Source organism: Microcystis wesenbergii NRERC-220 (genome assembly GCF_032027425.1).
Lineage (GTDB): Bacteria > Cyanobacteriota > Cyanobacteriia > Cyanobacteriales > Microcystaceae > Microcystis > Microcystis wesenbergii_A.
The window spans coordinates 3,982,388-4,003,081 of sequence record NZ_JAVSJA010000001.1 but is presented as its reverse complement, the minus strand read 5'-3'; the positions used below and the strand labels follow the sequence as shown (position 1 = coordinate 4,003,081).

Here is a 20,694-nt window from a genome sequence, read left to right as displayed (position 1 = left end):
AAAAATGCAAGTTATAACCGTGCAAAGTATATTTTAAGACTAAACCAGTTCACCGCTTTCTTGCAAAGAGTGGAGACGCTGATAGATTCCCTGCTGATTTAATAATTGGTCATGGCTACCGATCTCGACAATGCGACCATTATCCAAGACGACAATTTGATCAGCTTCTCGAACGGTACTGAGACGGTGGGCGATAATAATCGTGGTGCGAGTGCCTAAAATGGATTTCATGGCTAGTTGAATGGCTCTTTCTGACTCATAATCTAAGCTAGAAGTGGCCTCATCAAAAACTAACACATCTGGATCGACAATTAATGCCCTAGCAATTCCTAAACGCTGTCTTTGTCCCCCCGAAAGACGCACACCCCTTTCCCCTACAATAGTGGAATAACCATTAGGTAATTCCTGAATAAATTCATCGACACGGGCGATTTTACAGGCTTCTGCTACCTTCTCAAAGCTAATATTAGGATTACCATAGGTGAGATTTTCTAACACCGTACCATTAAAAACATCTACTTCTTGATGGACAATCGCTAACCGTCGCCGATACCAAGTGACATCTAAGCGACGAATATCCTCTCCATCCATCAGAATTTGCCCTTGATTCGGTTCAAAATAGCGGAAAAGTAACTTAACTAAAGTGGATTTTCCCGAACCAGATTTTCCCACTAATGCCACGGTTTGATAGGGTTCAATCAGGAGATTAATATCCTTGAGAATGGTTCTTTCAGGACTATAGCCAAAGCTAAGATTACTTAATTCTACTTTCCCTGTAAAATGATAGGGATTATGTTGGGCATGATCGGCTAAAAGACTACCAGCATCAGTACCACTGGGCAAGTTGATAAATTCGTTTAGACGTGCCATAGAAGCATAGCGACGGGCAAAAGTTTCTGCCATTTGGGATAGGGGATCTAATTCCGCATAGGCCATACTAGCCAGGGTATAGGTGGTGATAAAATGCCCGATCGAGATTTTCTGTTGAACGGTAGCTAGGAGAGTAAAGAAAAATACTCCAAATAAACTAGCTTGGACGAGGGTTTTTTCCCAAGTAATTAAGTCCACATAACCCTTATGAATGCGATAGACAACGTAGGTAAATTCTCTCTCTAAACGCTGTTTCTGACGATATAATTCCTGTCCTTCTGTGGCAAAAGCTTTGACAGTTTTGATATTAGTAATAATCTCAGAATTGCGACTTTGGGTATTTTCGATGTGCCGATCAAGAATTCTTTCTTTTTGCATTAAATCTTTTAAATCTCTCACAATAAAAGCTAGAATTAATACAAAAGAAATAACAAAAGCGAGGGCGATCTGCCATTGAATTACCCAAATAACAATAAAGATACCCAAAACTCTAAACAGTTTTGGGATCATCATTCCCGCCACTTCGGGATAAGTCCAAGTATGACTTTCTATCCCTTTGGCGATCCGGTTAGCGATGCGTCCCGGATTATTTTCATCGTAAAAAGATAGAGGTAAGGTGAGAATTTTGGCAATAATTTTTCTGAGATGATCTCGTCGCGCTCTTAAGGATATTTCCCAGTGAAACCAGACACCAAGCCAAGGCTGAATTGGTGCTTTAATTACCGTGGTTAGGAAAATTAAGCCCAATAATACTCCTAAACTAACCCACTTTTCTGAGGCAAAGGGAGTTAAAATCATGGTGCGATCGACTAAAGATTGCACGAATCCATCTAAAGGCTGATGAGAAAGAACATTAAGAATCTGTCCGACGGCGTAGGGAACCATCAGATCGATAATTTCAAAGACACTCGATGCAGCAATGCTCAAAAAGGCGGCTTTTTGATAATTGCGATAGTAACTGATAATATCCCGTAAGGAAGCCATAACATCAAGTAAATTGCCAATTTTTAACTTCTATCTGGTAACTGCTAACTGAAGAGACTAAAGGCACTTTTAGGATTGTTTTTCTGGAGTTACCATTATACTACAATACTACAAAAATCTGCCGACCTAGAAATTTCTAGGACAAAAGCCTTGTCATAGTCTTGTATTCTCAATCACAGTCCGTACTACATTTTCACCCAGCCATTAGTCAACAGACGATGCCAGATCAGCTTATATTTCATCCTTGGCAGAAGCACCACAGATCAATTTATCGGAAATTTTGGCGAATATTATCACAAAAATTAATAAATTTCTGAAAGGTTTTTAAGTGTTCAGTTTTATCGATACGCTTTTTTAATTCATTAAGATAGTATTGTTCTTGAACTACCCCAGGTAATTTTTTAGAATAAGACAAACCTTTGGCTTCAAAAATAGACTTTAGATAAGCAAAATGAAAATCGGCATGATTTCTGCAATTAAATCTACCCATTAGTTCGGGATCATTTTCGTAAACATCATAGTGTTGAACATAATCAGCTAAAAGTCCCTGTAAAGGTTGTTTAGGATTAAATATTGTGCGATTGCCTAATAGCCATGTTTCAAGACAGCGATTTTGAATGATGATCACGATTTCGATTGTTGCAGGAACAGTAATATGTTTGGTGATAAAGTCATTAACATATTGTTCTCTTTCTTCGACAGTATCCTCATCAGCATCGAGACAGATGACTAGATAGTTATATTTGGATACTTCTTGAATTTTATCGATGGCGTTAGGAATTCCCTCATGAAGTATCGAGGGGTAGCCATCACCACTAATAAGATAGTAATTGTTGTGATTGGCTTGATCGTAAAAATCAACTCGCTCAATTTCGGGAATAAGATGAGTTAACCAGGCAGTATAAAGCTTTTTTTCGGTACTTCTTCCTTCAACTAAAAAATAAATATTCATCGATTAACTAATTCCTTGGGGAAATTCTTCTAAGACATTGATAAGATCAATAAAGGCTTTTTGTCGAGTTTTAGAAATATGAAAATCAGCTGCATTGTTTACCTTAATTACTCCTCCTTTACGAGTGACTATTTTCCAATAGGCAGGACTGATATTATTTATTATATAGGGATGATGACTGGTAATAATAAACTGTAAATCTCGATAATTAACTAATAAATCTTCTGTTAAAGTGTCCAAACAGTTAACCCCCAAACTATTTTCAAATTCATCGATTAATATAACGCTGCCAGCAGCAGATAATTCGATCGTTGCTAAGAACATCAGGCTTTTTATCATTCCAGAGGAGATATTTGGGTCTAAAATCCAGACATGAGAGTTTTTTTCTTTTATTTGTATGCGAGGTGGCTCTTCAAATAAAACCATTGGAGTTGATGAAACAAACAGATCACCTAGTTTTAATGGTTCTAAAAATTCTATTTTTAAATCTTCAACTTGAGGGAAAATATCTAAAAACTTTCTCTTTATTATCTCGAACGTATCGGGATATTTTTGATATGTGATCAGTAGTTTGTCGGAAATACGAAGTTGACTCGATTGTAATTCAGAGAGAGAGTTATATTCGGCATATTCGTCGTTTTCCAAGATTTTATCAACTGCTGAATATGAGCTATTAAACTTAAGTGAATTGAAAATCATTTTGTTAAATTCCTGTCGAACAGGGAAAACATCTTCTTCTTGATTGAAAAGCTCTATACAGCTTAAATAAGATGGTAGTTTTGGTGTCTTTGAATGTTTAAACTCAATTACCTCTTGGTTTCTTTCGATCAAAACCTCTTGATCTTTTAAAAGAGTTTCCCTAATTATACTAACCTTATTTTCGCCGTCATTACTATTGACTTCATCTTTATCGTTTTTGATGGGAGAACGGGCTTTTTTACCCTCAAATTCACCCAACCAATGATAACGAACATGATCATTTGTTAAAAATTCTACATCCCATTTCACCCCATTTATGGATGCACCGTTAGCGATTCTTTTTAAATTACTAATAGCCTTTAAAATCGAGGTTTTTCCTGCACCTGAGATACCAACTAATAAATTCAAATCTGAAAAAAAGTCGCAAGAATCTATACTTAATCCAGAGGCTAAATCTTGATAGGATAATCTCAAAAGCTTCATAATAATTAGCCACTGCCAAAACTAAAAAGGGTGAGTTAATTCTCACCCCTAGACTTTACTGCGGATCGAGTTTTAGAACTGCCATAAATGCTTCCTGGGGGACATCAACAGTTCCGATCGCTTTCATCCGTTTCTTCCCTTTTGCTTGCTTGTCTAACAGCTTTTTCTTGCGGCTAATATCACCACCATAACACTTAGCTAAGACATCCTTTCTTAAAGCGGGAATATGTTCACTAGCGATGATTTTAGAACCAATAGCTGCTTGAATGGGAACCTTAAATTGATGCCGGGGAATCAATTCCTTTAACTTTTCGGTTAAAGCGCGACCAACATAATAAGCTTTATCCCGGTGAACGATCATCGCTAAAGCATCAACGGGATCACCATTGACCATAATATCTAATTTAACTAGCTCATTTTCCCGATAGCCAATTAATTGATATTCCATACTAGCATAACCGCGCGATCGAGATTTTAATTGATCAAAAAAGTCTGTCACCACTTCCGCTAAAGGTAACTCATAAATCAAAGCGGTGCGAGTTTTAGTAAAATAACGCATATCCTTGAAAACTCCCCGACGACTTTGACATAATTCCATCAAAGCGCCTACATAGGTTTCTGGAGTAATCATTTCCACTTGGATATAAGGTTCCTCAATTTTTTCCCGTTTTTGTGGGGAAGGTAACAAACTGGGATTATCCACTTCGACAATTTCCCCATCGGTGGTAGTGACCTGATAAACTACCGAGGGAGCAGTGGTAATTAAATCTAAGTTATATTCCCTTTCTAGTCTTTCCTGGACGATTTCCATGTGTAGCAGTCCCAAGAAACCGCAACGGAAACCAAAACCCATGGCACTAGAAGTTTCCGGTTCGTAGGATAGAGCTGCATCGTTTAATTTTAACTTTTCCAGCGCATCTTTGAGATCGGCATACTGATCGGCATCGGTGGGGAATAATCCGCAGAAAACCATCGGTTTTGCTTCTGTATAACCGGGTAAAGGCTCTTGTGCCGGTTTAGCGGTTAGAGTAATCGTATCACCCACCCGGGCATCAGCAACAGTTTTAATTGCGGCTGCCAGATAACCCACTTCTCCCGCGTGAAGTTCATTTACCTGTACCTGTTGCGGTGATAAAATTCCCAATTCATCGATAACAAATTCTTTACCAGAAGCCATAAAACGAATTTTATCGCCCTTTTTCACCCGACCATCCATGACGCGGAAATAGACAATTACCCCTCGATAAGCGTCGTAATAACTATCAAAAATTAAAGCTCGGAAGGGTTCTTCGAGGGTATCTTGGGGAGGGGGAACTAATTGGACGATCGACTCTAGAATATCATTAATACCGATCCCAGCCTTAGCCGAGGCACGAATCGCCTCACTACAGTCTAAACCCACCACTTCCTCGATTTCCGCCGCGACTCGTTCCGGTTCGGCACTGGGGAGGTCGATTTTATTTAAAACTGGGATAATTTCGAGGTTATTTTCCAGCGCTAGGTAAACATTGGCTAAAGTTTGCGCCTCTACTCCTTGGGACGCATCCACAACTAATAAAGCTCCCTCGCACGCCGCTAGAGACCGAGAAACCTCGTAGGAAAAATCCACATGGCCGGGGGTGTCAATCAGATTGAGAACGTATTTTTGACCATCCTTAGCGGTATAATCCATGCGTGCCGCTTGTAACTTGATGGTGATACCTCGTTCCCGTTCCAAGTCCATATTATCGAGAAATTGTTCTTTCATCTCCCGTTGGGCTACGGTTCCTGTAATTTGCAGGAGGCGATCGGCGAGAGTTGATTTACCATGATCGATATGAGCGATGATGGAAAAATTGCGAATGCGAGAAACGGGAACGTCAGTCATCGTGGTTCACTGTTGGCAAAAGTCAGGGGTTTATAAAATTTTAGATTCCTTAATTCATTGTAGAGGTAAAGTCTCTAAGGCTGGAGCAAAAGCGAAAAGTAAAAGGTAAAAAAAGCTAAACTGCAAGTATAGTCAGGGTTTTGACCTTAGCTTTCCCTCTCGGCATCCACAGGAAACTATGGTCAGTTTGAGTATGGGGACAAAATCAGGGAAAGAGCAATGGCTAAGGAAAAGCTCTATGATTTGTCCAAATCGGATTACTATAGGTAAACTCTTGGATGAGAATCCTCGACTGACGGGTAGAATGATAGATAGCAATCATTAATAGAGCTTATGAACGACAATGCTACACCGACTCAGCGCACGGCGGAGAAAGTTGAAATCGCTATTCACCTTGACTCGGAAGTTTTAGAACAGATTAAACACCTGACTAACGATCCTAGTCGCATTATCGAAACAGCGATTAAACAGTGGCTAAGAGGAGAGAAACAACCGGATGAGGACTTAACCCGTCATCTTCGACGCAATCCCCCCGTACCACCCAAAGGGGAATGGAATGACTAAGATTTTTCAGTCTCTAATAGGTTATTTCCCGACGGAGAGACTGAAATATTTTCTTAGGTCAACCATTGATAGTAATTGAGATTTTTTCCCCAACTAAGCTGGTCATACTAGATTCGTTGAGTATAGGCTACATATCAGGACAGGCAAAAGGGGGAATAGATAATCAGTTTTTAATAAACGGATTTAGGATCATTTTGCTTGGGTACTGACAGGAGGAACAAAACTGATGCGGATAGAAATTGAAGGAGCCGATGCTATCAAAGTTGCTCAGGATATCCTAGATATGGAAGGGGTGCAAAGCAGCTACGAAGTTATCTCCGAAGAGGAGAAAGAGGGAACCCTTGCTACCATCGCCACCATCATCGGCATTATTAGCGGAACAATCGCCATCGCTGAGAAATTGTACCAATTAAAGCGAAAAATTGACTCTCCTGAAACCCCGAAGATCGAACGAGTGTTAATTGTCAGCAAAAACGGCGATCGCCTGATGCTCAAAGATGCTACCCTAGAGCAACTACAAAAACTCTTGGAACAAGAAAAATCATGAGGATACTGCATATTGACCTTCAGGAGAGGGATAGCAATAGCGTTGAGTTCCGATTTTTCTGGGACAACCCCAACCAGACTCGTCCCTACACAAGATGCTTGAGTGAAATAGACAACCTAAGTAAAAAGGCCGACACCGATTACTATACCCGTTTACCGAAAGACCACGCCAGAACAGGACAAGGTTTGTACCGATGGTTAGATGGTACGGAGCGCATTCTACAGAACGAATTAGATAGCCACAGGGGAGAGAAAATAGTTCTGGCTATCAGCACCAGCAAAGGATTAGCTCATCTACCCTGGGAACTATTACACGATGGTCAGGGTTTTCTGGTGTCTAAGCTTCCCGCTATTGTTCCCCTGCGGTGGATGAAAACCGGTAATGAAAGGCTGTTAACTGTGGACAACAACGCGCAGGATCGAGCCTTAAATGTGGTTTTCATGGCAAGTTCTGCTAAGGGTGTAAAGCCTATACTAGATTTTGAGGCAGAAGAAGGGAAGATCCTCAAAGCAACTAGAGGAAAACCCCTATCTTTAACCGTTGAAGAGAGCGGATGTATTAAAGAATTAGGCGAATTGATAGCCAGTAAAGATAGGGAATATTTCGATGTTATCCACTTGAGCGGACACGCCACCATCAAGGATCAGAAACCCTATTTTATTACCGAGACGGAATACGGAGACAGGCAAGATACCAGCGCCGAAGATATTGCCAGAGAATTACAGTTTAATTTACCTAAGCTTTTGTTTTTATCAGGGTGTCGGACAGGCTACTCCGATGGTGATGAGATCCTTTCGATGGCCGAGAAGTTATTAGAAAATGGAGCTAAAGCTGTTTTGGGGTGGGGTCAACCCGTCAGGGATAACGAAGCTGCTGACACGGCGGCCATCCTCTATGAAAAGCTTTCCCAAGGCTTTACTTTAAGCGAGTCGTTAGCTTTTGCCTATCAGAAATTATTAGGAAATCAGGCCAGGGATTGGCATTGTTTACGCCTCTATGTGAGGGAAAGTATCCCAGAAGCTTTGGTAAAGAGAGGACAGAAAAAACCTTTACCTCCCGTATCCGTTGTTGACCAATTTGTGGACCCAGAAACGAAATATTTGCGGGTAGCCAAACGGGAAACTTTTATCGGTCGCCGCCGTGATCTTCAGGATTGCTTGCAAGTGCTGAAAAAACCCTTTGATAATTCTAAAGCAATTCATAAGGCCGGGGTTTTCCTGCAAGGTTTTGGTGGTAACGGGAAAAGTACCCTCGCTGCTCGTCTGTGCGATCGCCTTCCAGACTATACTAAGCTTGTCTGGCATCAACAAATTGATCAACCTAGCTTGGTTAATACCCTAGCTAAAAAATTAGACCGTCCACAACGTCAAATCCTTCTGGATTCTAATGAGGATTTAGACTATCGCTTAAAGAATGTTTTTGATGTTTTTGGTCAGTTAAACCAGCCTCTTTTGCTTATTCTTGATGATTTCGAGTGGAACTTAGAATGTCCTTCAGCCAGCGATGACTATATCCTTAAAGCAAAGGTAGCTCAACTATTACAAGCTCTAGTTTGGGCGATACAGGAAACCAATTACTATCATCGCCTGATTATTACCTCGCGCTATACCTTCAAATCCCCTCTATTAGAGGAATTTTATCATCTGGAGTCTTTGCCTTCTTTCAAATACAAAGAATCCGATTTACAAAAGAAATTGCGGCGGTTAGAGCATTTTAGTTCGGGTAAGATTGATGAAAACTATAGAGAAAGAGCTTTAACCCTTGCTGATGGCAACCCCCGTCTGTTGGAATGGCTCAATAATGAGGTTTTAAGTTCAGGGGAGATAGATACAAAGTTGCGGTCATTTGAGAATGAATCTGATGTTACTTGGCGCGATAAGATAGTCTGGCGGTTAGAGGAAAAACCTCAACTCTTGACGGATGAAGCTCTTGAAAAAGTGGTCAGTAATTGCCTAATCTATGAAATTCCTGTCCCTTTGGCTGCTTTAGAAGCGGTTTGTCAATCTGTTCCCAACTATCAGAAAAAATTACAACAAGCACAAGATAAAGGTTTGATCGAGGTAATCCACAATGACGACAGAGAAACCCTCTACCGCGCCTCTCACATCAAACATATTAACCCCCATATCGAGCTTCCCAAAGATGCAAGTAAGCTATCTGGTTTAGCCGGAACAGCAGCCAAGGCTTTAACCGAACTTTGGGGGAATAAAGAGAACGAAAACGAGGAAAAATGGGTAGAGATTTTCCGTCTCGTCTTTGCGGATAAAGAAAACCCTGAAAGGTTTAGGCAACAATTCGATAAGATGATCTCGGTACAATATCACAAAGAGGCTGATCGCGCCTACGAAAAAGAACTGAGAAAACAGAGGGAACATCTCATAGAAAACCAAGAACAAATCTATCAAAAGTTAGAGGAGTACCTAAAGCAACAGGATTGGAAAAAAGCCGACTACGAAACCGCTTTTATCATGTACCAATGGATGGTCATAGACAATTATAATGACTTCTACGACCTTTTTAGTCAGGTATCCCTAGATGTAATCAATGAAATTGACCGTCTCTGGGTGAAATACAGCGAAGGGAAATTTGGTATTAAGAGACAGGCGAAAATTTACCGTGACCTTGGGGGGACAGAAGAATATAATCGGGAAGTATGGGGTAGTTTTGGCGATTGCATAGGTTGGCGACAAGGAGGTATATGGTTGGAGCTTGAAAATATAGAATATCCTGCCACAGCAGACTTGAGCGACTTTACATTTCCAATTCTTATATACCATCACTTTTACCAAGGTGGGGGTGGGGGAATTGTTTATGGAGCGAGGAGAATTTCTACGTTAGCTTCAAGACTTGAATCCCAAAATATTTAACTTAGGTGCTAACAATCGGGTAAAATTCTATTTAGAGGCTATAATCAGTGCATCCATATATTGACGTAAGTATAAGGTAACTTCTTGAAATCCAATTTCTGAAAGTTCAGAGATTGTTTCATCTTCATAGCGTATTCTATTAGGTTGTTCATCCGTAGTATAGTGCAACATAACCTCTTTCAGGAGATCGAACCTTTCAGCAGATACAAGGACTTCAAAGAATTTATCATATTGCCACTTTATATCACGGTTATGCTGTTCACCTCTTTGCGCGATTTTATCAGCGTCTAATAACTTACCTCCAATGAGAAGCCGACTATATAATAGTTGAAATACTTGAAAACGATAGAGTGCCAACATATTGTGAAAAGTGAATCCAGAAACAATAAAATTAAAGTTATTCAAAGGATAACTTTGCAAAAAGTTTAAAACATCATCCTGAATAACAACAAGAGTATCTTGAGATAGGTAATGTGAAAGCCTTGAGCGGATTTTTTGAATCATCGAAGGTTCGTTATCGATAGCGATTATCTTAATATTTTTTGCTTCAGATAGGATCATCTCAGTTAATTCTCCATCGCCACACCCAATTTCTAGGATCAGCGATTCCTTTGGGCAAGAGTTTTGATAGTTAATTAGTAGTTTGACTAACTCTTGTCTTAACTTTTTAAGATGAGGACGAGCAGATTGCCAGAGACTATAATCATCACCTATCTTGCCGTCAAACCTTCTTTCTATAAGTTGATTATTTTCCATAAATTATAACTTAGCTATTTTGGTGTACATAGTCAGAGACTTAATTTTGCTGAAAGACTTGCCGAACATAATATTTAGCTTTTGATGGCAATTCGCTACTTCCTCTAAACGCTTAACTTTGGTACTTTGACTCATTCCAATTATAGCATATCTTTACAATTGCAGAACTTCCACAAGCAAACTTAAGATACATATCTTATTTGAAAGCAAAGCTAGACTCTAGCCTACTATTAATGATGTATTCTCCTCATAATAATGCTGCGGTTTCCAAGATTAAGAATATCAGGTATCCCTTCAATTTCTACAATAAAATGTTCCACAAATTCATGTCGTACATCTTCACGAACTCCTATTTTACTCGTCCATCTTCCAGTGTTTAATTGCCGACAGGCGTGAGAGGGACTACCATTAATAGTATAAATAGCGATTTTTTCAACAAAAAAACCGTTAGGACTAAACTCTAAATTAGGATCACCAATTGGGCAAACTTCAAAATGCTCGGTCCTATAGGCATCTATGAAGGCACTTAGAGTGTTCTCCCTTGGTATTCCAGCTGGCCAATATTCAGTCTCAAATCGATCGGGAAACCACCAACGCTCTTGATCATTTACTGCCCAAGCAAAGGAATTGTAATAAGGAGTTCTCCGACTGGTTATATGACTATCACCGTTAATGATTACAATACACATACTTTTTAAATAGATGATTTAGTGTTCATTAATATATCCCCTTTAATATATCCCTTTCGGATACCCCAGTGCAACCAAGCATCGATCATCTGCTTAGACTTACCCCGGCTGTCTTTAGGAACCGGATCTTCACCAGAAATAGCTTTTAATGCCCAAAACCAACGGCTAGGAAGGCTTTTTGGCTCTTTAAGATTTTTGAGCAAAAATGGTATGACATCTTGCCCCATTCCAATAATTCTCTGATAGTTAGGATGTATAATCGCCTCATGGGTTGAGGATAAATGACTTGTTTCATTAATCCAATCTTCAGCAAGACTTTCAAACTCCCTTAGTCTCTCTGCCCGAGTTTGTTTGTTAACTAATATGGCAAGTAAAGAAGAAAAACTTTGTAAAAAGCTAAGATTATTATCGAATAGCTTGAACTTATATCCAAAAAATAGAGCAATAGCTCCGATGAATTTTCCCTCAAAGAAAAGTGGGAAAACGCCAAAGGCTTCAAGTTTTGAATCTTCAAAATGTTTTAAATCAGTTTGAATAAACCGATTATTGTTTTTCTCCTCATGTACTCCTTCAATAAATTGACAAGTATTTGAAGAGATTTTTTCTGCAAACTCCTTTCCAACCTCTTCAAGATAAACTCGACATGAATTACTTACTCCAGATACTTCAGAAAATCGTAAAACTTCCACTACTTCAGAAGACAAGTTTTTTCTGTAAAGAATGGCAACTTTATATGGAGTCTCGTTGCCGACTAAGTATTTGAAAATTTCGTCATACATCCTTTCTTGATACTTGTCAAAGGAATCAACTGGGATAATATCTGCAAGGTATGTCAAGTAATTGAGTATATTAATCTCAGAATCCTTGTGAATATTAGATAGTTTAGCAGAGGCGACTCCTGCTAAGAAAGCTACTGTACAGGGATCAAAGCTGGCCAGATCGTCAATATTGCCCTGATCGTCAACTTTGTTTATAATTCTCAATACTCCATAGGTTTTGTTTCGTCCATTCAAAGGTAAGGCAATGGCAGAGATTAATTTGCCTAGCTTATCAGAATATTCCTGTCTATACTTCAAATTTTCATACTGGAAAAGCTCTCCAGTAACCTTCCCATATGATCCATCAGATGGATTGGCAGCGCTGCCAGTGAAACTCTCCCCTTTCGCATACCTCTCTTCTTGTAGCCATGTATCATCTATTGGCTCACCATTAACGTCTTTGCCTTGAATGGCAAAACGCTCTAGTACATCATCCTTAGAGATTAAAAAAATCGCTGCAACTTGACACTTAGCTTCTTCACAAACTTTTTTTAGAATATATTTTACCGTATCTTTCTTATTGCTTGTAAAATTCATTAAGGCTTGCTCAAGTTGTTCAAAATCAGAAAGATTGTCTAATCTTTTTGTTTGATAACTTATAAGGTCGTTTCTAGTATTTAAAAATTGATTAGCCTTAGTTGCAGTATCGTCACATTTCTCACCTTGTAAACTCTCAGGCATTTAGTTGCTCCTTGAAATTTAGTCAATTTACTCAAGATTACCATCACACTCAAACTGAAATATCGAGGCTGATGAGAATAAAAGTATTATGGTTAATTAAGAACAATCATGCTAATGATAGTTTTATCTATCAATTATCAATTATCAATTGTAACATGGATTTACAGGTTTGTCAATTGTAGTGTCTTCGGTCTGCCATCTTTGTGCCGATCACTCATCACCGTTACCCTGATGCCCTTGGTATAGTTAAGCCGATCAATGCCCTGGAACTCAATACTTCTCGGATCTGCTCAGTTTCAAACTCCGGAACAAGACGACCCGAAAAGGGAAAATTAGCAATCTGTTCTGAGCGTCTAGTCAATCTTTCCACCAGTCTTTGAGCATATTGAGGGGAGTTTTGTGATATGTAGTTGTAGATGGATGATAAATGATTAACGGCGGTTTCTGTCCAGAAAACTTTCATGGCTCTAGCTTGAACTTAGTGCGTACCTCTGCCACAGAAATAACCTTTCCCGCCTCACTATCGGCTAATCCTGCTTCAATTGCCTGTCTCACATAAATCTCATACATCAAATCATCCCATGTAGAATTATCCGGCAATTTATCGATTAAATTTCTGGCTTTTTGTTTAATGTTTTTTATTTCCATGATGGTTTCCAAAATGACTCCTGACAGTTTACATTATAGCAAGATAGGCTCCTAGAGATGGTGTATTCTAAAACCACCGCTAACGCTCAGAATATCCAAAAAGGCTTTTCCCTCTCGATGTCCTCAACGAAACCTCAACCCGTGATTGGTGTTAGTTGGTGGATAAATGCTGTATATTTACTCTCGTCGCCGCTTAATTCACACGCAGCAGCGCAGAAACTTGCTCAACATTCATTGCTGTATGTAACAATACAGGAGGAGTTTATCTCAGGAGTTCCACGGTGATTAGAGAGCTAGACCGTATTACTGTTAATCCACAAATATGTCTTGGACAGCCAACGATTCGAGGAATGCGTATCACTGTAGGATTTGTTTTGAAACTGTTGGCTAGTCAGTTATCTATTCAGGAAATCTTAGAGGCTTATCCAGAGTTGGAGGAGGAAGATATTCGCCAGGCTCTTAATTATGCAGCTTGGGCTGTATCCGATTATATCGTTAGCTTCACTTCAGCAGCCGTAACGCACCGCTAACTTTAATGATGGTGGGTGATATAATTTAAAATTCTGAGGTAAATCATGCAACTAAAACTAACAAAAATATTCCAGAAAGTTCCCGAAGGCTATATTGGTTTTGTCGAAGAATTGCCAGGAGCTAATACTCAAGGAGAGACTCTAGAAGAAACTAGAAGCAATTTAGAAGAAGCAATTGAGCTAGTTTTAGAAGCTAATCGTATGTTAGCTGAAGAGCAACTGCAAGGACAAGAAGTGATTCGAGAGTCTGTTACTTTCTGGGCTGCATGAAACGCATAAACTTAATTCGTCATTTAGAAAATTATGGCTGTGAATTCTTAAGAGAGGGCGGCAATCATACGATTTATGTAAATCGTGTCAATCAGAAATCTTCAGCCATTCCGCGCCATCGTGAAATCAATGAATTCTTGACGCGAAAAATTTGTCGAGATTTACAAATACCAGAACCATGAGTGCGACTCCTGTTAAGCTGCTGTAGAGTGTAGGGTGCGTGTTTGCGGCTACTAATTTGGATAATAAAATAAAACTAACAATCCGCCGTAATGACTCCTGACAGTTTACATTATCAACTATTCATTATTAATTAAAAAGGCGATCGCAAAATTACGCCTTCTTAAAAAAGAGATTAAACACCTTAAGCAAAACCCAAAGGTTGAAACTGAGTATCATTGATAATTTTAACCGTTTCCCCCGACTGCTTAATCACAAACAAACCGCGCCGATAGGCATAGACATCTATCCCCTGATCAATTTCAATGCCTGCCACTGCCCCATAAACCCGAAACTCTCGAAATTGGGGGAAAGCAACCTTAAATCGCTGTAATCGGCTGACAAAATCATCTACATCATCCCTCGACAGTCGAGATTTACATTCTACCGCCACCAACTCGCTCCCATTCACCGCCACAATATCAATCTCCATTGCCGCCCCAGGACGCTTACTTTTCAAGCGACTCATCGTTTGGGTGACATCAATGCCCCGTTCCTGAAATAAACGCACCACCGCAGGCTCTACCATTTCTTCAACGAATCTGCCCCAGCGTGTTGTTAGGTTATTAACAGCTTTGGTCGTTTCTTGTACCTGTTTTTTTAATTCTTCCATCGTGCGATTAGCTTCCTCTCTGCGGCGATCAGCTTCGGCACTGCGGCGATCAGCTTCCTTTTGAAACTCGGCAAATTGGGCCTCAGTTCTTTCAAATAACTTGTAAATATCGGCGATCGTTACAGCGTCTGACATAGGAAGATTCTTCAAGCTTGAGAAGTCTAGTCCCATTCTAGCGACTTGGCCCAGAAAAAATGTCCCTAGCTTCTCATCCGTGTTTTTTCAATCAATTATTGACTATCAACTAATCAGCGATCGCAGTTCAAGGGGAAGGGGTCAAAGGTCAAAAGGCGATCGCAGTCAATGGATAATAGGCAATTGACAATGGATAATTATCAGCCGAAGCTCCTGCGGCAATAGGCTACTATTTTAATCATCAGGAAGAAATTGACCAGGAAATCACCCAAGAATGGGATCAGGTACAAATTAGCATAACGCGAATAGCTAAATCACCTTTTTACACCGGGAGGAAAGAAGTGACTTTTTCCCCGCCCTTTCCCCGAATGCACCCCGTAACTGATATAAGTAGAGATGTAGGTCTATAACCAAAATTGCCGCATCAGTTCGGTTAGGTGACTGTTTTTCGCTTGTCTAGGAGGGTAGATATGCTCAACGAATTAATTTATGAAGGATTAGGTTTAAGTGCTGTTTTCGGAGGACTATTCCTCTGGTCGCGCTCTGGTCTCGTCAGCAAAAATACCGCCCTTTTAGCCGCACAAGCGCAATTACAGCAAAGTAATTCAGATTTATTGGCTCAAGTCAAGGGTTTAGGAGTGGCGCAATCAGAGTTAAAAGACGAAAATCAGCAGCTGCACGCCAAAATAATTTACATAGAACAACATTCCGCCCAATTACAGCACAAAGCTACGGATTTAGAAAATTCTCTCCAGTCCCTCCAGCAAGCTGTCCAGATAGGTGAGGGTGAAATCGAACACCTGAAAACCACCGCTAAGGAAATAGAAGCGGAGAAAGCTGGTTTGATGGAGCAGTTAGAGGCAGAAAAAGCCCAAATTACTAGCCTAGAGGCACAGATTCAAACTTTAGAGCAGCAAAAAGGTGAAATTAACCGTCAATTTGACTTGACCAAAAAACAGACCACCTCTCTCTATAGTCAAATTCAGACCCTAGAACAGGATAAAGCTCTCTTACAGCAAGAACTAGAAAAAGCCGAGGAATTAAAGGTCAAAGTGGCCGATTTAGAGCATAAAAACCAAGAATTAAGCGATTTAGCTGCCCAAATTCCCAACTTGCAAGGTCAAATTCAAACCTTAGAACAGAATCTGGCTGACCAAACAGAACAGTATGAGCGAGGACAGCAAGAAATAGCCAGCTTACAGGGTCAAATTAGCGGGTTAGAGCAGCAAAAAAAGTCTCTCAGCGAAGATTTAGCCGTAAGTCAAACTCGATCGCTCTCTTTAGGGCAAGAATGCGACAATTTAACTATAAAACTCCAAGAAATCGTCGCTCAAGTGACAGCCATAACCGCCGAAAAGGAGAGTCTCGGCGCTCGTCTCGAAGCGGCTAAACTGGAGTTACAAGCTTTAGAAGTCCAGAAAGGGGAATTATCGGCAGAATTAACCACTGCTGCCGAAAAAATTGCTGATTTAAAAGGTGAATTACAGGAATTAACCCAGTTACCCCAACAATTGGCCGATTCTCAGGCAAAAATTGCTGATTTAGAAGGGCAATTACAGGAATTAACCCAGTTACCCCAACAATTGGCCGATTCTCAGGCAAAAATTGTCCATTTAGAAGGGCAATTAGAGAAATTAACCCAGTTACCCCAACAGCTAGAAACCTATCGGGAAAACATTTCTAATTTAGAGATTCAACTACACCAGTTAAGTGCCGAAAAAGACCAATTAGAAACCACAACTTCCCGTCATATCGAGGAATTAAGCCAACAAAATCGCCAACTAACTCAAGATTTAGAACCCCAAAAAACGGCAGCTAAAGCTTTAGAAAAAGAAAAAATTAAGCTTGAGAGTGAGTTAACAACTAAGCAAGAAGAAATCGCCGCTTTAGAGGTTAAAATTCAAAACCTACAGCAAGAAAGAGACGATTTCTCTAAACAAACTGCTCCTATTACCACTAATGAACCAGAAGCAATTATTAGTGAAACTCCTGTAGTAGAAGAACCGGAAACTCCCCCGGTGATTGCCGAGGAAACTCCGGTAGTAGCAGCAGAAAAAATCCCGGTTGCCGACACAAGTTTAGAAGTGCAACCCGCAGCGGAGATAGTCCAAACGAGTCAAGAATCCGCAGAAAATCCCCTAAGGGGAAAAACCGTAGTTATACTAGGAACCTTCAGCAAAATCAGTCGCGAGAAAGCGAAATCATTGATTATTAATGTCGGTGGTACTGTTACTGGTTCCCCCAGTGCGAATACTGATTATATTCTCCTCGGTAAAGCCCCCGGTGAGAAACTCAAAAAGGCTCAAAAATTAGGCATAAAAACCCTTTCAGAAGCCCAATTTCTGCAAATGGTAGAATCCTAAAACAGTTATCAGTTATCAGTTATCGGTTATCGGTTATCGGTTATCAGTTATCAGATTTTAGTTTTCAGTTCACTGTTTACTGTTCACTGAAAATACACCCCACTTCATAATTCATAATTCATAATTCATAATTCCCCTTCCCTTGATTACGAAAATTATGAGTCAAAAAATTGCCTTTTTAGGATTAGGAGTGATGGGAGCGCCGATGACGACTAATCTTGTCCGTCGAGGTTTTGCTGTCAATGCTTGGAATCGTACCCCAGAGGCGCCAGGGATAACCATTGCTGGGGCAGCAGGTGCGAACATTCGTTCTAATATTGCCGCCGCCGTCAGGGATGCCGAGATTGTCTTTACCTGCGTCGGGGATGTGCCTGACGTGGAAGCGGTGATTTTAGGACCAGGGGGTGTCGTGGAATCGGCAGCGGTGGGAACTCTGGTGGTGGATATGAGTACCATTGGCTCTCAAGCCGCTAGGATGATTGGTAAAAAGCTAGAGGAAAATAATCTCCGTTTTCTCGATGCTCCCGTCTCTGGGGGCGATATTGGGGCGAAAAACGGCACTTTAACTATTATGGTGGGAGGGAAAGAAGCGGATTTTCAGACTTGTTTGCCCTGTTTTCAAGCCATGGGTAAAACTATTCGCTGGTGTGGCGAAATTGGCAACGGACAAGCGGTAAAACTCTGTAATCAAGTCTTGGGGGCGGTTCACATGGTGGCGCTGTGTGAGGCTCTAAAAATGGCAAAAATTCAAGGATTAGACCCCAATTTAGTCATAGAAGTCTGTAAAACGGGGGCGGCGGGTTCTTGGGCTTTGGAAAATTTGGGACCAAAAATCCTCGCCCAAGATTTACAGCCAGCTTTTATGATTGAACATATCTTAAAAGATTTGCGATTAGTCAAAGAAACTGCCCAGACAGCCGGGGAAATTCTGCCCGGGACAGATTTAGCGGAAACTCTATTTAAAGTAGTAGCGGAATTGGACGAAGGCAAGGGAATTAAACAGGGAACCCAAGCGATGATTCGCGCCTACGATTAGGCCTTTTGTTGACGATAAATATCATCGGTACGGGCAGCCATGATGAAATCATTTTGATGTAATCCGCCCACGTCATGGGTCCACCAAGAAACGGTAACTTTACCCCATTCTGTCAATAAAGCGGGGTGATGGCCTTCTTTTTCCGCCGCTTCTCCCACGGCATTAGTAAAGGCGATTGCCCCTTGAAAATTGGCAAATTTATAGAGTTTTTGCAGACGGGGAATACCCTCGTATTCTAAGAGATTCCAATCGGGAATTTTAGCCTGTAAAGCGGTAATTTCCTCGGCAGTGATAGGAGAAGAACCCGATTGATAAGGTTGACATTTTTGTTGAGCAAGTTCGGTCATAGGGCTATCAATCTAGATTTTTTACCTTTATTATAGAGTAAAATCCCCCAGAGAAATTTTTTATTCTTCCTCTGACTCTGGAGAACTCACCCAAGGGGTAGAAGATTCGGCAGCTTTCGGCAAAGAAAAAGATTTTTTCGGAGGAGAAGGCAATAATTCCAATTGTCGATTACCGGTTTTATAGCTAGTTTTATTTTTCTGCTCTCCCCGTCGTCGTTGGGAGGTTTTTTCCTCCGTGGTATTTTCGGCTATCACTTCATACAAAATCGCCCGTTTATCCTCTTGTTGCCCTTTTCTTAACACCCGTCCTAAACGCTGAATATATTCCCGGGTGGAACCGGTTCCCGATAAAATAATCGCGATGCGCGCTTCCGGCACATCAACCCCTTCATTGAGAACATGGGAAGTCACCAGAATTTTGTATTCTCCCTGACGAAAACGGGTCAGGATTTCATGGCGTTCTTTCACGGGAGTTTGATGGGTTATGGCAGGTATTAAAAAGCTCTCGGAAATGCGGTAAACTGTGGCATTATCGTTGGTAAAAATTAAAATTGGTTCCGGATAGTGTTCACAGATTAACTCGGCTAAAACCCGCAATTTTCCCTGGGTTCCAGAGGATATTTCCTTCGACTCCCGGTGCGCTAACATCGCCCGGCGCCCTTCGCTACTTCTGGCACTAATCATGACAAAATTTTGCCAACCATCTAAACCAGACAAACTGAGATTATTTTTTCTTAAAAAATCATTGCGAATTTTAATTGCTTCTTGATATTTTTCCTGTTCTTTGGCAGATAATTTCACTTTAATTTGAATTATTTCATGATCCGCTAGGGCTTTTCCTGACAAGTCTTGGGGACTTTTTTGATAAACAATTGTACCAATAAGATAATCTAAATCCTGATGACTACCATCACCGCGATCCGGTGTTGCTGTTAAGCCTAAACGATAGGGCGCGATCGAATCTTCCGCTATTTTCCGAAAGAAATCCGATGGTAAATGATGACATTCATCAAAAATCAAAAAAGCGTAACGATTGCCAAGAGTTTCTGAATAAATTGCCGCACTTTGATAGGTGGCGATTAAAATAGCACTATTATCCTTAGAACCTCCCCCTAATAATCCCACCTCGGCATCGGGAAAAGCCGCCAACATCTGGGCATACCACTGGTGCATTAAATCAATAGTCGGCACGATAATTAAGGTGCTGCGGGGAGTCGATTGTAGTGCCAATTGGGCAAGATAGGTTTTACCGGCAGCGGTGGGAAGGACGATAACACCCCTTCTCTGGGATTTTTTCCAAGCGATTAAGGCTTCCGTTTGGTGGGGGTAGGGTTCCCGTTCAAAACTGGCAATTAATTCTAAATTGTTAAAAGCTTTTGCTTCATCTTGGAAGTTAATGCCCTCCTCCTGTAGGGTTTCCACGAGAGGACGATAATGAATGGCCAAAATGCGAAATCTTTCGATACGATCATCCCAAGTGGCAAAATCTAGCCATTTTTTCCCTTTTGGTGGTGGATGGAGAATTAAGGTTCCTCGCTCATATTTGAGGGTGGGTAAGCGCATTTTTCAGTTATCAGTTATCAGTTATCAGTAAACAGTTATCAGTAAACAGAACGTAGGTTGGGCTTCGGCCGTGAGCTCAGCGTTCGACCGAGCTCACGCCGAGGTCCGAACGGTTGAAGCATGAAACCCAACGCCCGCTCATGTTACGCTACCGCTAACCCATCCTACAAATAATTGTGCCTCCCTACTTATC

Annotated in this window: 21 protein-coding genes; 8 read left to right on the top strand and 13 right to left on the bottom strand. The window is 40.7% G+C overall.

Annotated elements, in window-relative coordinates:
- Positions 1-39 precede the first annotated feature (39 nt).
- The 4 genes from RAM70_RS19370 to lepA all read right to left on the bottom strand — a co-directional run bounded on the left by RAM70_RS19370 (position 40) and on the right by lepA (position 5,855).
- The gene (locus RAM70_RS19370; RefSeq protein WP_045358979.1) at positions 40-1,854 is read right to left on the bottom strand and encodes an ABC transporter ATP-binding protein; all 1,815 of its coding nucleotides are present in this window, start codon (positions 1,852-1,854) and stop codon (positions 40-42) included.
- Between the two features lie 268 nt (positions 1,855-2,122).
- Positions 2,123-2,806 carry a hypothetical protein gene (locus RAM70_RS19365; protein ID WP_312675186.1) on the bottom strand — a complete coding sequence of 228 codons (684 nt, stop codon included), beginning with the start codon at positions 2,804-2,806 and terminating at the stop codon, positions 2,123-2,125.
- 3 nt (positions 2,807-2,809) lie between these two features.
- Positions 2,810-3,988: an AAA family ATPase gene (locus tag RAM70_RS19360; protein WP_312675185.1), complete on the bottom strand. Its 1,179-nt coding sequence runs from the start codon at positions 3,986-3,988 to the stop codon at positions 2,810-2,812.
- A 55-nt stretch (positions 3,989-4,043) separates the two neighbouring features.
- Positions 4,044-5,855, bottom strand: a complete 1,812-nt coding sequence (lepA, locus tag RAM70_RS19355; RefSeq protein ID WP_002762209.1) for a translation elongation factor 4 — start codon at positions 5,853-5,855, stop codon at positions 4,044-4,046.
- 333 nt (positions 5,856-6,188) lie between these two features.
- On the opposite strand from lepA, the gene RAM70_RS19350 reads away from it, so the two are divergent.
- The 3 genes from RAM70_RS19350 (at position 6,189) to RAM70_RS19340 (ending at position 9,833) form a co-directional block, all read left to right on the top strand.
- On the top strand, positions 6,189-6,419 hold the full coding sequence (locus RAM70_RS19350) for a type II toxin-antitoxin system CcdA family antitoxin (RefSeq protein ID WP_002762207.1): 231 nt from the start codon (positions 6,189-6,191) through the stop codon (positions 6,417-6,419).
- 226 nt (positions 6,420-6,645) lie between these two features.
- On the top strand, positions 6,646-6,966 hold the full coding sequence (locus RAM70_RS19345) for a hypothetical protein (protein ID WP_312675183.1): 321 nt from the start codon (positions 6,646-6,648) through the stop codon (positions 6,964-6,966).
- On the top strand, positions 6,963-9,833 hold the full coding sequence (locus tag RAM70_RS19340; protein WP_312675182.1) for a CHAT domain-containing protein: 2,871 nt from the start codon (positions 6,963-6,965) through the stop codon (positions 9,831-9,833). The genes RAM70_RS19345 and RAM70_RS19340 overlap by 4 nt, the downstream gene beginning before the upstream one ends.
- A gap of 27 nt (positions 9,834-9,860) precedes the next feature.
- Here RAM70_RS19340 and RAM70_RS19335 read toward each other — a convergent pair whose 3' ends face one another.
- From RAM70_RS19335 to RAM70_RS19310, 6 genes are all read right to left on the bottom strand, one after another.
- The gene (locus RAM70_RS19335) at positions 9,861-10,589 is read right to left on the bottom strand and encodes a class I SAM-dependent methyltransferase (protein WP_052276598.1); all 729 of its coding nucleotides are present in this window, start codon (positions 10,587-10,589) and stop codon (positions 9,861-9,863) included.
- A gap of 3 nt (positions 10,590-10,592) precedes the next feature.
- On the bottom strand, positions 10,593-10,724 hold the full coding sequence (locus RAM70_RS19330; RefSeq protein WP_002744308.1) for a hypothetical protein: 132 nt from the start codon (positions 10,722-10,724) through the stop codon (positions 10,593-10,595).
- 95 nt (positions 10,725-10,819) lie between these two features.
- Entirely contained in the window at positions 10,820-11,278 is a 459-nt protein-coding gene (locus RAM70_RS19325; RefSeq protein WP_052276597.1) for a DUF7689 domain-containing protein, read from the bottom strand.
- A 5-nt stretch (positions 11,279-11,283) separates the two neighbouring features.
- Complete coding sequence (locus tag RAM70_RS19320; protein WP_312675181.1) at positions 11,284-12,777, bottom strand: hypothetical protein; 1,494 nt, start codon at positions 12,775-12,777, stop codon at positions 11,284-11,286.
- A 223-nt stretch (positions 12,778-13,000) separates the two neighbouring features.
- A complete protein-coding gene (locus RAM70_RS19315; protein WP_312675179.1) occupies positions 13,001-13,240 on the bottom strand; it encodes a type II toxin-antitoxin system RelE/ParE family toxin in 240 nt (79 codons plus the stop codon).
- Positions 13,237-13,425, bottom strand: a complete 189-nt coding sequence (locus RAM70_RS19310; RefSeq protein WP_002744301.1) for a hypothetical protein — start codon at positions 13,423-13,425, stop codon at positions 13,237-13,239. The genes RAM70_RS19315 and RAM70_RS19310 overlap by 4 nt, the downstream gene beginning before the upstream one ends.
- A 281-nt stretch (positions 13,426-13,706) precedes the next feature.
- Between RAM70_RS19310 and RAM70_RS19305 the strand changes: the two genes are divergently transcribed.
- From RAM70_RS19305 to RAM70_RS19295, 3 genes are read left to right on the top strand one after another with little or no spacing between them, the layout of a single operon-like run.
- On the top strand, positions 13,707-13,955 hold the full coding sequence (locus RAM70_RS19305) for a DUF433 domain-containing protein (RefSeq protein WP_002762195.1): 249 nt from the start codon (positions 13,707-13,709) through the stop codon (positions 13,953-13,955).
- A 45-nt stretch (positions 13,956-14,000) separates the two neighbouring features.
- Positions 14,001-14,225, top strand: a complete 225-nt coding sequence (locus tag RAM70_RS19300) for a type II toxin-antitoxin system HicB family antitoxin (protein WP_002770935.1) — start codon at positions 14,001-14,003, stop codon at positions 14,223-14,225.
- Positions 14,222-14,407 (top strand): type II toxin-antitoxin system HicA family toxin, encoded by a 186-nt coding sequence (locus RAM70_RS19295; RefSeq protein ID WP_002762193.1) that lies wholly within the window; start codon positions 14,222-14,224, stop codon positions 14,405-14,407. The genes RAM70_RS19300 and RAM70_RS19295 overlap by 4 nt, the downstream gene beginning before the upstream one ends.
- A gap of 182 nt (positions 14,408-14,589) precedes the next feature.
- On the opposite strand, the gene RAM70_RS19290 is transcribed toward RAM70_RS19295, so the two are convergent.
- Positions 14,590-15,192 (bottom strand): DUF3782 domain-containing protein, encoded by a 603-nt coding sequence (locus tag RAM70_RS19290; RefSeq protein ID WP_312675168.1) that lies wholly within the window; start codon positions 15,190-15,192, stop codon positions 14,590-14,592.
- A gap of 470 nt (positions 15,193-15,662) precedes the next feature.
- Between RAM70_RS19290 and RAM70_RS19285 the strand changes: the two genes are divergently transcribed.
- Together RAM70_RS19285 and RAM70_RS19280 are read left to right on the top strand one after the other, a co-directional pair.
- Entirely contained in the window at positions 15,663-17,555 is a 1,893-nt protein-coding gene (locus RAM70_RS19285; protein ID WP_312675166.1) for a BRCT domain-containing protein, read from the top strand.
- A 157-nt stretch (positions 17,556-17,712) separates the two neighbouring features.
- Positions 17,713-18,591, top strand: a complete 879-nt coding sequence (locus tag RAM70_RS19280) for an NAD(P)-dependent oxidoreductase (protein WP_312675164.1) — start codon at positions 17,713-17,715, stop codon at positions 18,589-18,591.
- Here RAM70_RS19280 and RAM70_RS19275 read toward each other — a convergent pair.
- Positions 18,588-18,938, bottom strand: coding sequence for a 4a-hydroxytetrahydrobiopterin dehydratase (locus RAM70_RS19275; RefSeq protein WP_002762185.1), 351 nt, complete (start codon positions 18,936-18,938; stop codon positions 18,588-18,590). The two genes, RAM70_RS19280 and RAM70_RS19275, sit on opposite strands and share 4 nt — an antisense overlap.
- Before the next feature lie 60 nt (positions 18,939-18,998).
- A complete protein-coding gene (locus RAM70_RS19270; RefSeq protein WP_312675162.1) occupies positions 18,999-20,501 on the bottom strand; it encodes a DEAD/DEAH box helicase in 1,503 nt (500 codons plus the stop codon).
- Positions 20,502-20,694 lie beyond the last annotated feature (193 nt).

What these genes read in the sequence shown, in the direction of transcription:
- RAM70_RS19320 (WP_312675181.1), bottom strand. Translation starts at nt 12,777, where the DNA reads ATGCCTGAGAGTTTACAAGGTGAGAAATGTGACGATACTGCAACTAAG.
- RAM70_RS19280 (WP_312675164.1), top strand. Translation starts at nt 17,713, where the DNA reads ATGAGTCAAAAAATTGCCTTTTTAGGATTAGGAGTGATGGGAGCGCCG.
- RAM70_RS19340 (WP_312675182.1), top strand. Translation starts at nt 6,963, where the DNA reads ATGAGGATACTGCATATTGACCTTCAGGAGAGGGATAGCAATAGCGTT.
- RAM70_RS19360 (WP_312675185.1), bottom strand. Translation starts at nt 3,988, where the DNA reads ATGAAGCTTTTGAGATTATCCTATCAAGATTTAGCCTCTGGATTAAGT.
- RAM70_RS19285 (WP_312675166.1), top strand. Translation starts at nt 15,663, where the DNA reads ATGCTCAACGAATTAATTTATGAAGGATTAGGTTTAAGTGCTGTTTTC.
- RAM70_RS19270 (WP_312675162.1), bottom strand. Translation starts at nt 20,501, where the DNA reads ATGCGCTTACCCACCCTCAAATATGAGCGAGGAACCTTAATTCTCCAT.
- RAM70_RS19350 (WP_002762207.1), top strand. Translation starts at nt 6,189, where the DNA reads ATGAACGACAATGCTACACCGACTCAGCGCACGGCGGAGAAAGTTGAA.
- RAM70_RS19275 (WP_002762185.1), bottom strand. Translation starts at nt 18,938, where the DNA reads ATGACCGAACTTGCTCAACAAAAATGTCAACCTTATCAATCGGGTTCT.
- RAM70_RS19325 (WP_052276597.1), bottom strand. Translation starts at nt 11,278, where the DNA reads ATGTGTATTGTAATCATTAACGGTGATAGTCATATAACCAGTCGGAGA.
- RAM70_RS19330 (WP_002744308.1), bottom strand. Translation starts at nt 10,724, where the DNA reads ATGAGTCAAAGTACCAAAGTTAAGCGTTTAGAGGAAGTAGCGAATTGC.
- RAM70_RS19345 (WP_312675183.1), top strand. Translation starts at nt 6,646, where the DNA reads ATGCGGATAGAAATTGAAGGAGCCGATGCTATCAAAGTTGCTCAGGAT.
- lepA (WP_002762209.1), bottom strand. Translation starts at nt 5,855, where the DNA reads ATGACTGACGTTCCCGTTTCTCGCATTCGCAATTTTTCCATCATCGCT.
- RAM70_RS19335 (WP_052276598.1), bottom strand. Translation starts at nt 10,589, where the DNA reads ATGGAAAATAATCAACTTATAGAAAGAAGGTTTGACGGCAAGATAGGT.
- RAM70_RS19295 (WP_002762193.1), top strand. Translation starts at nt 14,222, where the DNA reads ATGAAACGCATAAACTTAATTCGTCATTTAGAAAATTATGGCTGTGAA.
- RAM70_RS19310 (WP_002744301.1), bottom strand. Translation starts at nt 13,425, where the DNA reads ATGGAAATAAAAAACATTAAACAAAAAGCCAGAAATTTAATCGATAAA.
- RAM70_RS19370 (WP_045358979.1), bottom strand. Translation starts at nt 1,854, where the DNA reads ATGGCTTCCTTACGGGATATTATCAGTTACTATCGCAATTATCAAAAA.
- RAM70_RS19290 (WP_312675168.1), bottom strand. Translation starts at nt 15,192, where the DNA reads ATGTCAGACGCTGTAACGATCGCCGATATTTACAAGTTATTTGAAAGA.
- RAM70_RS19300 (WP_002770935.1), top strand. Translation starts at nt 14,001, where the DNA reads ATGCAACTAAAACTAACAAAAATATTCCAGAAAGTTCCCGAAGGCTAT.
- RAM70_RS19365 (WP_312675186.1), bottom strand. Translation starts at nt 2,806, where the DNA reads ATGAATATTTATTTTTTAGTTGAAGGAAGAAGTACCGAAAAAAAGCTT.
- RAM70_RS19315 (WP_312675179.1), bottom strand. Translation starts at nt 13,240, where the DNA reads ATGAAAGTTTTCTGGACAGAAACCGCCGTTAATCATTTATCATCCATC.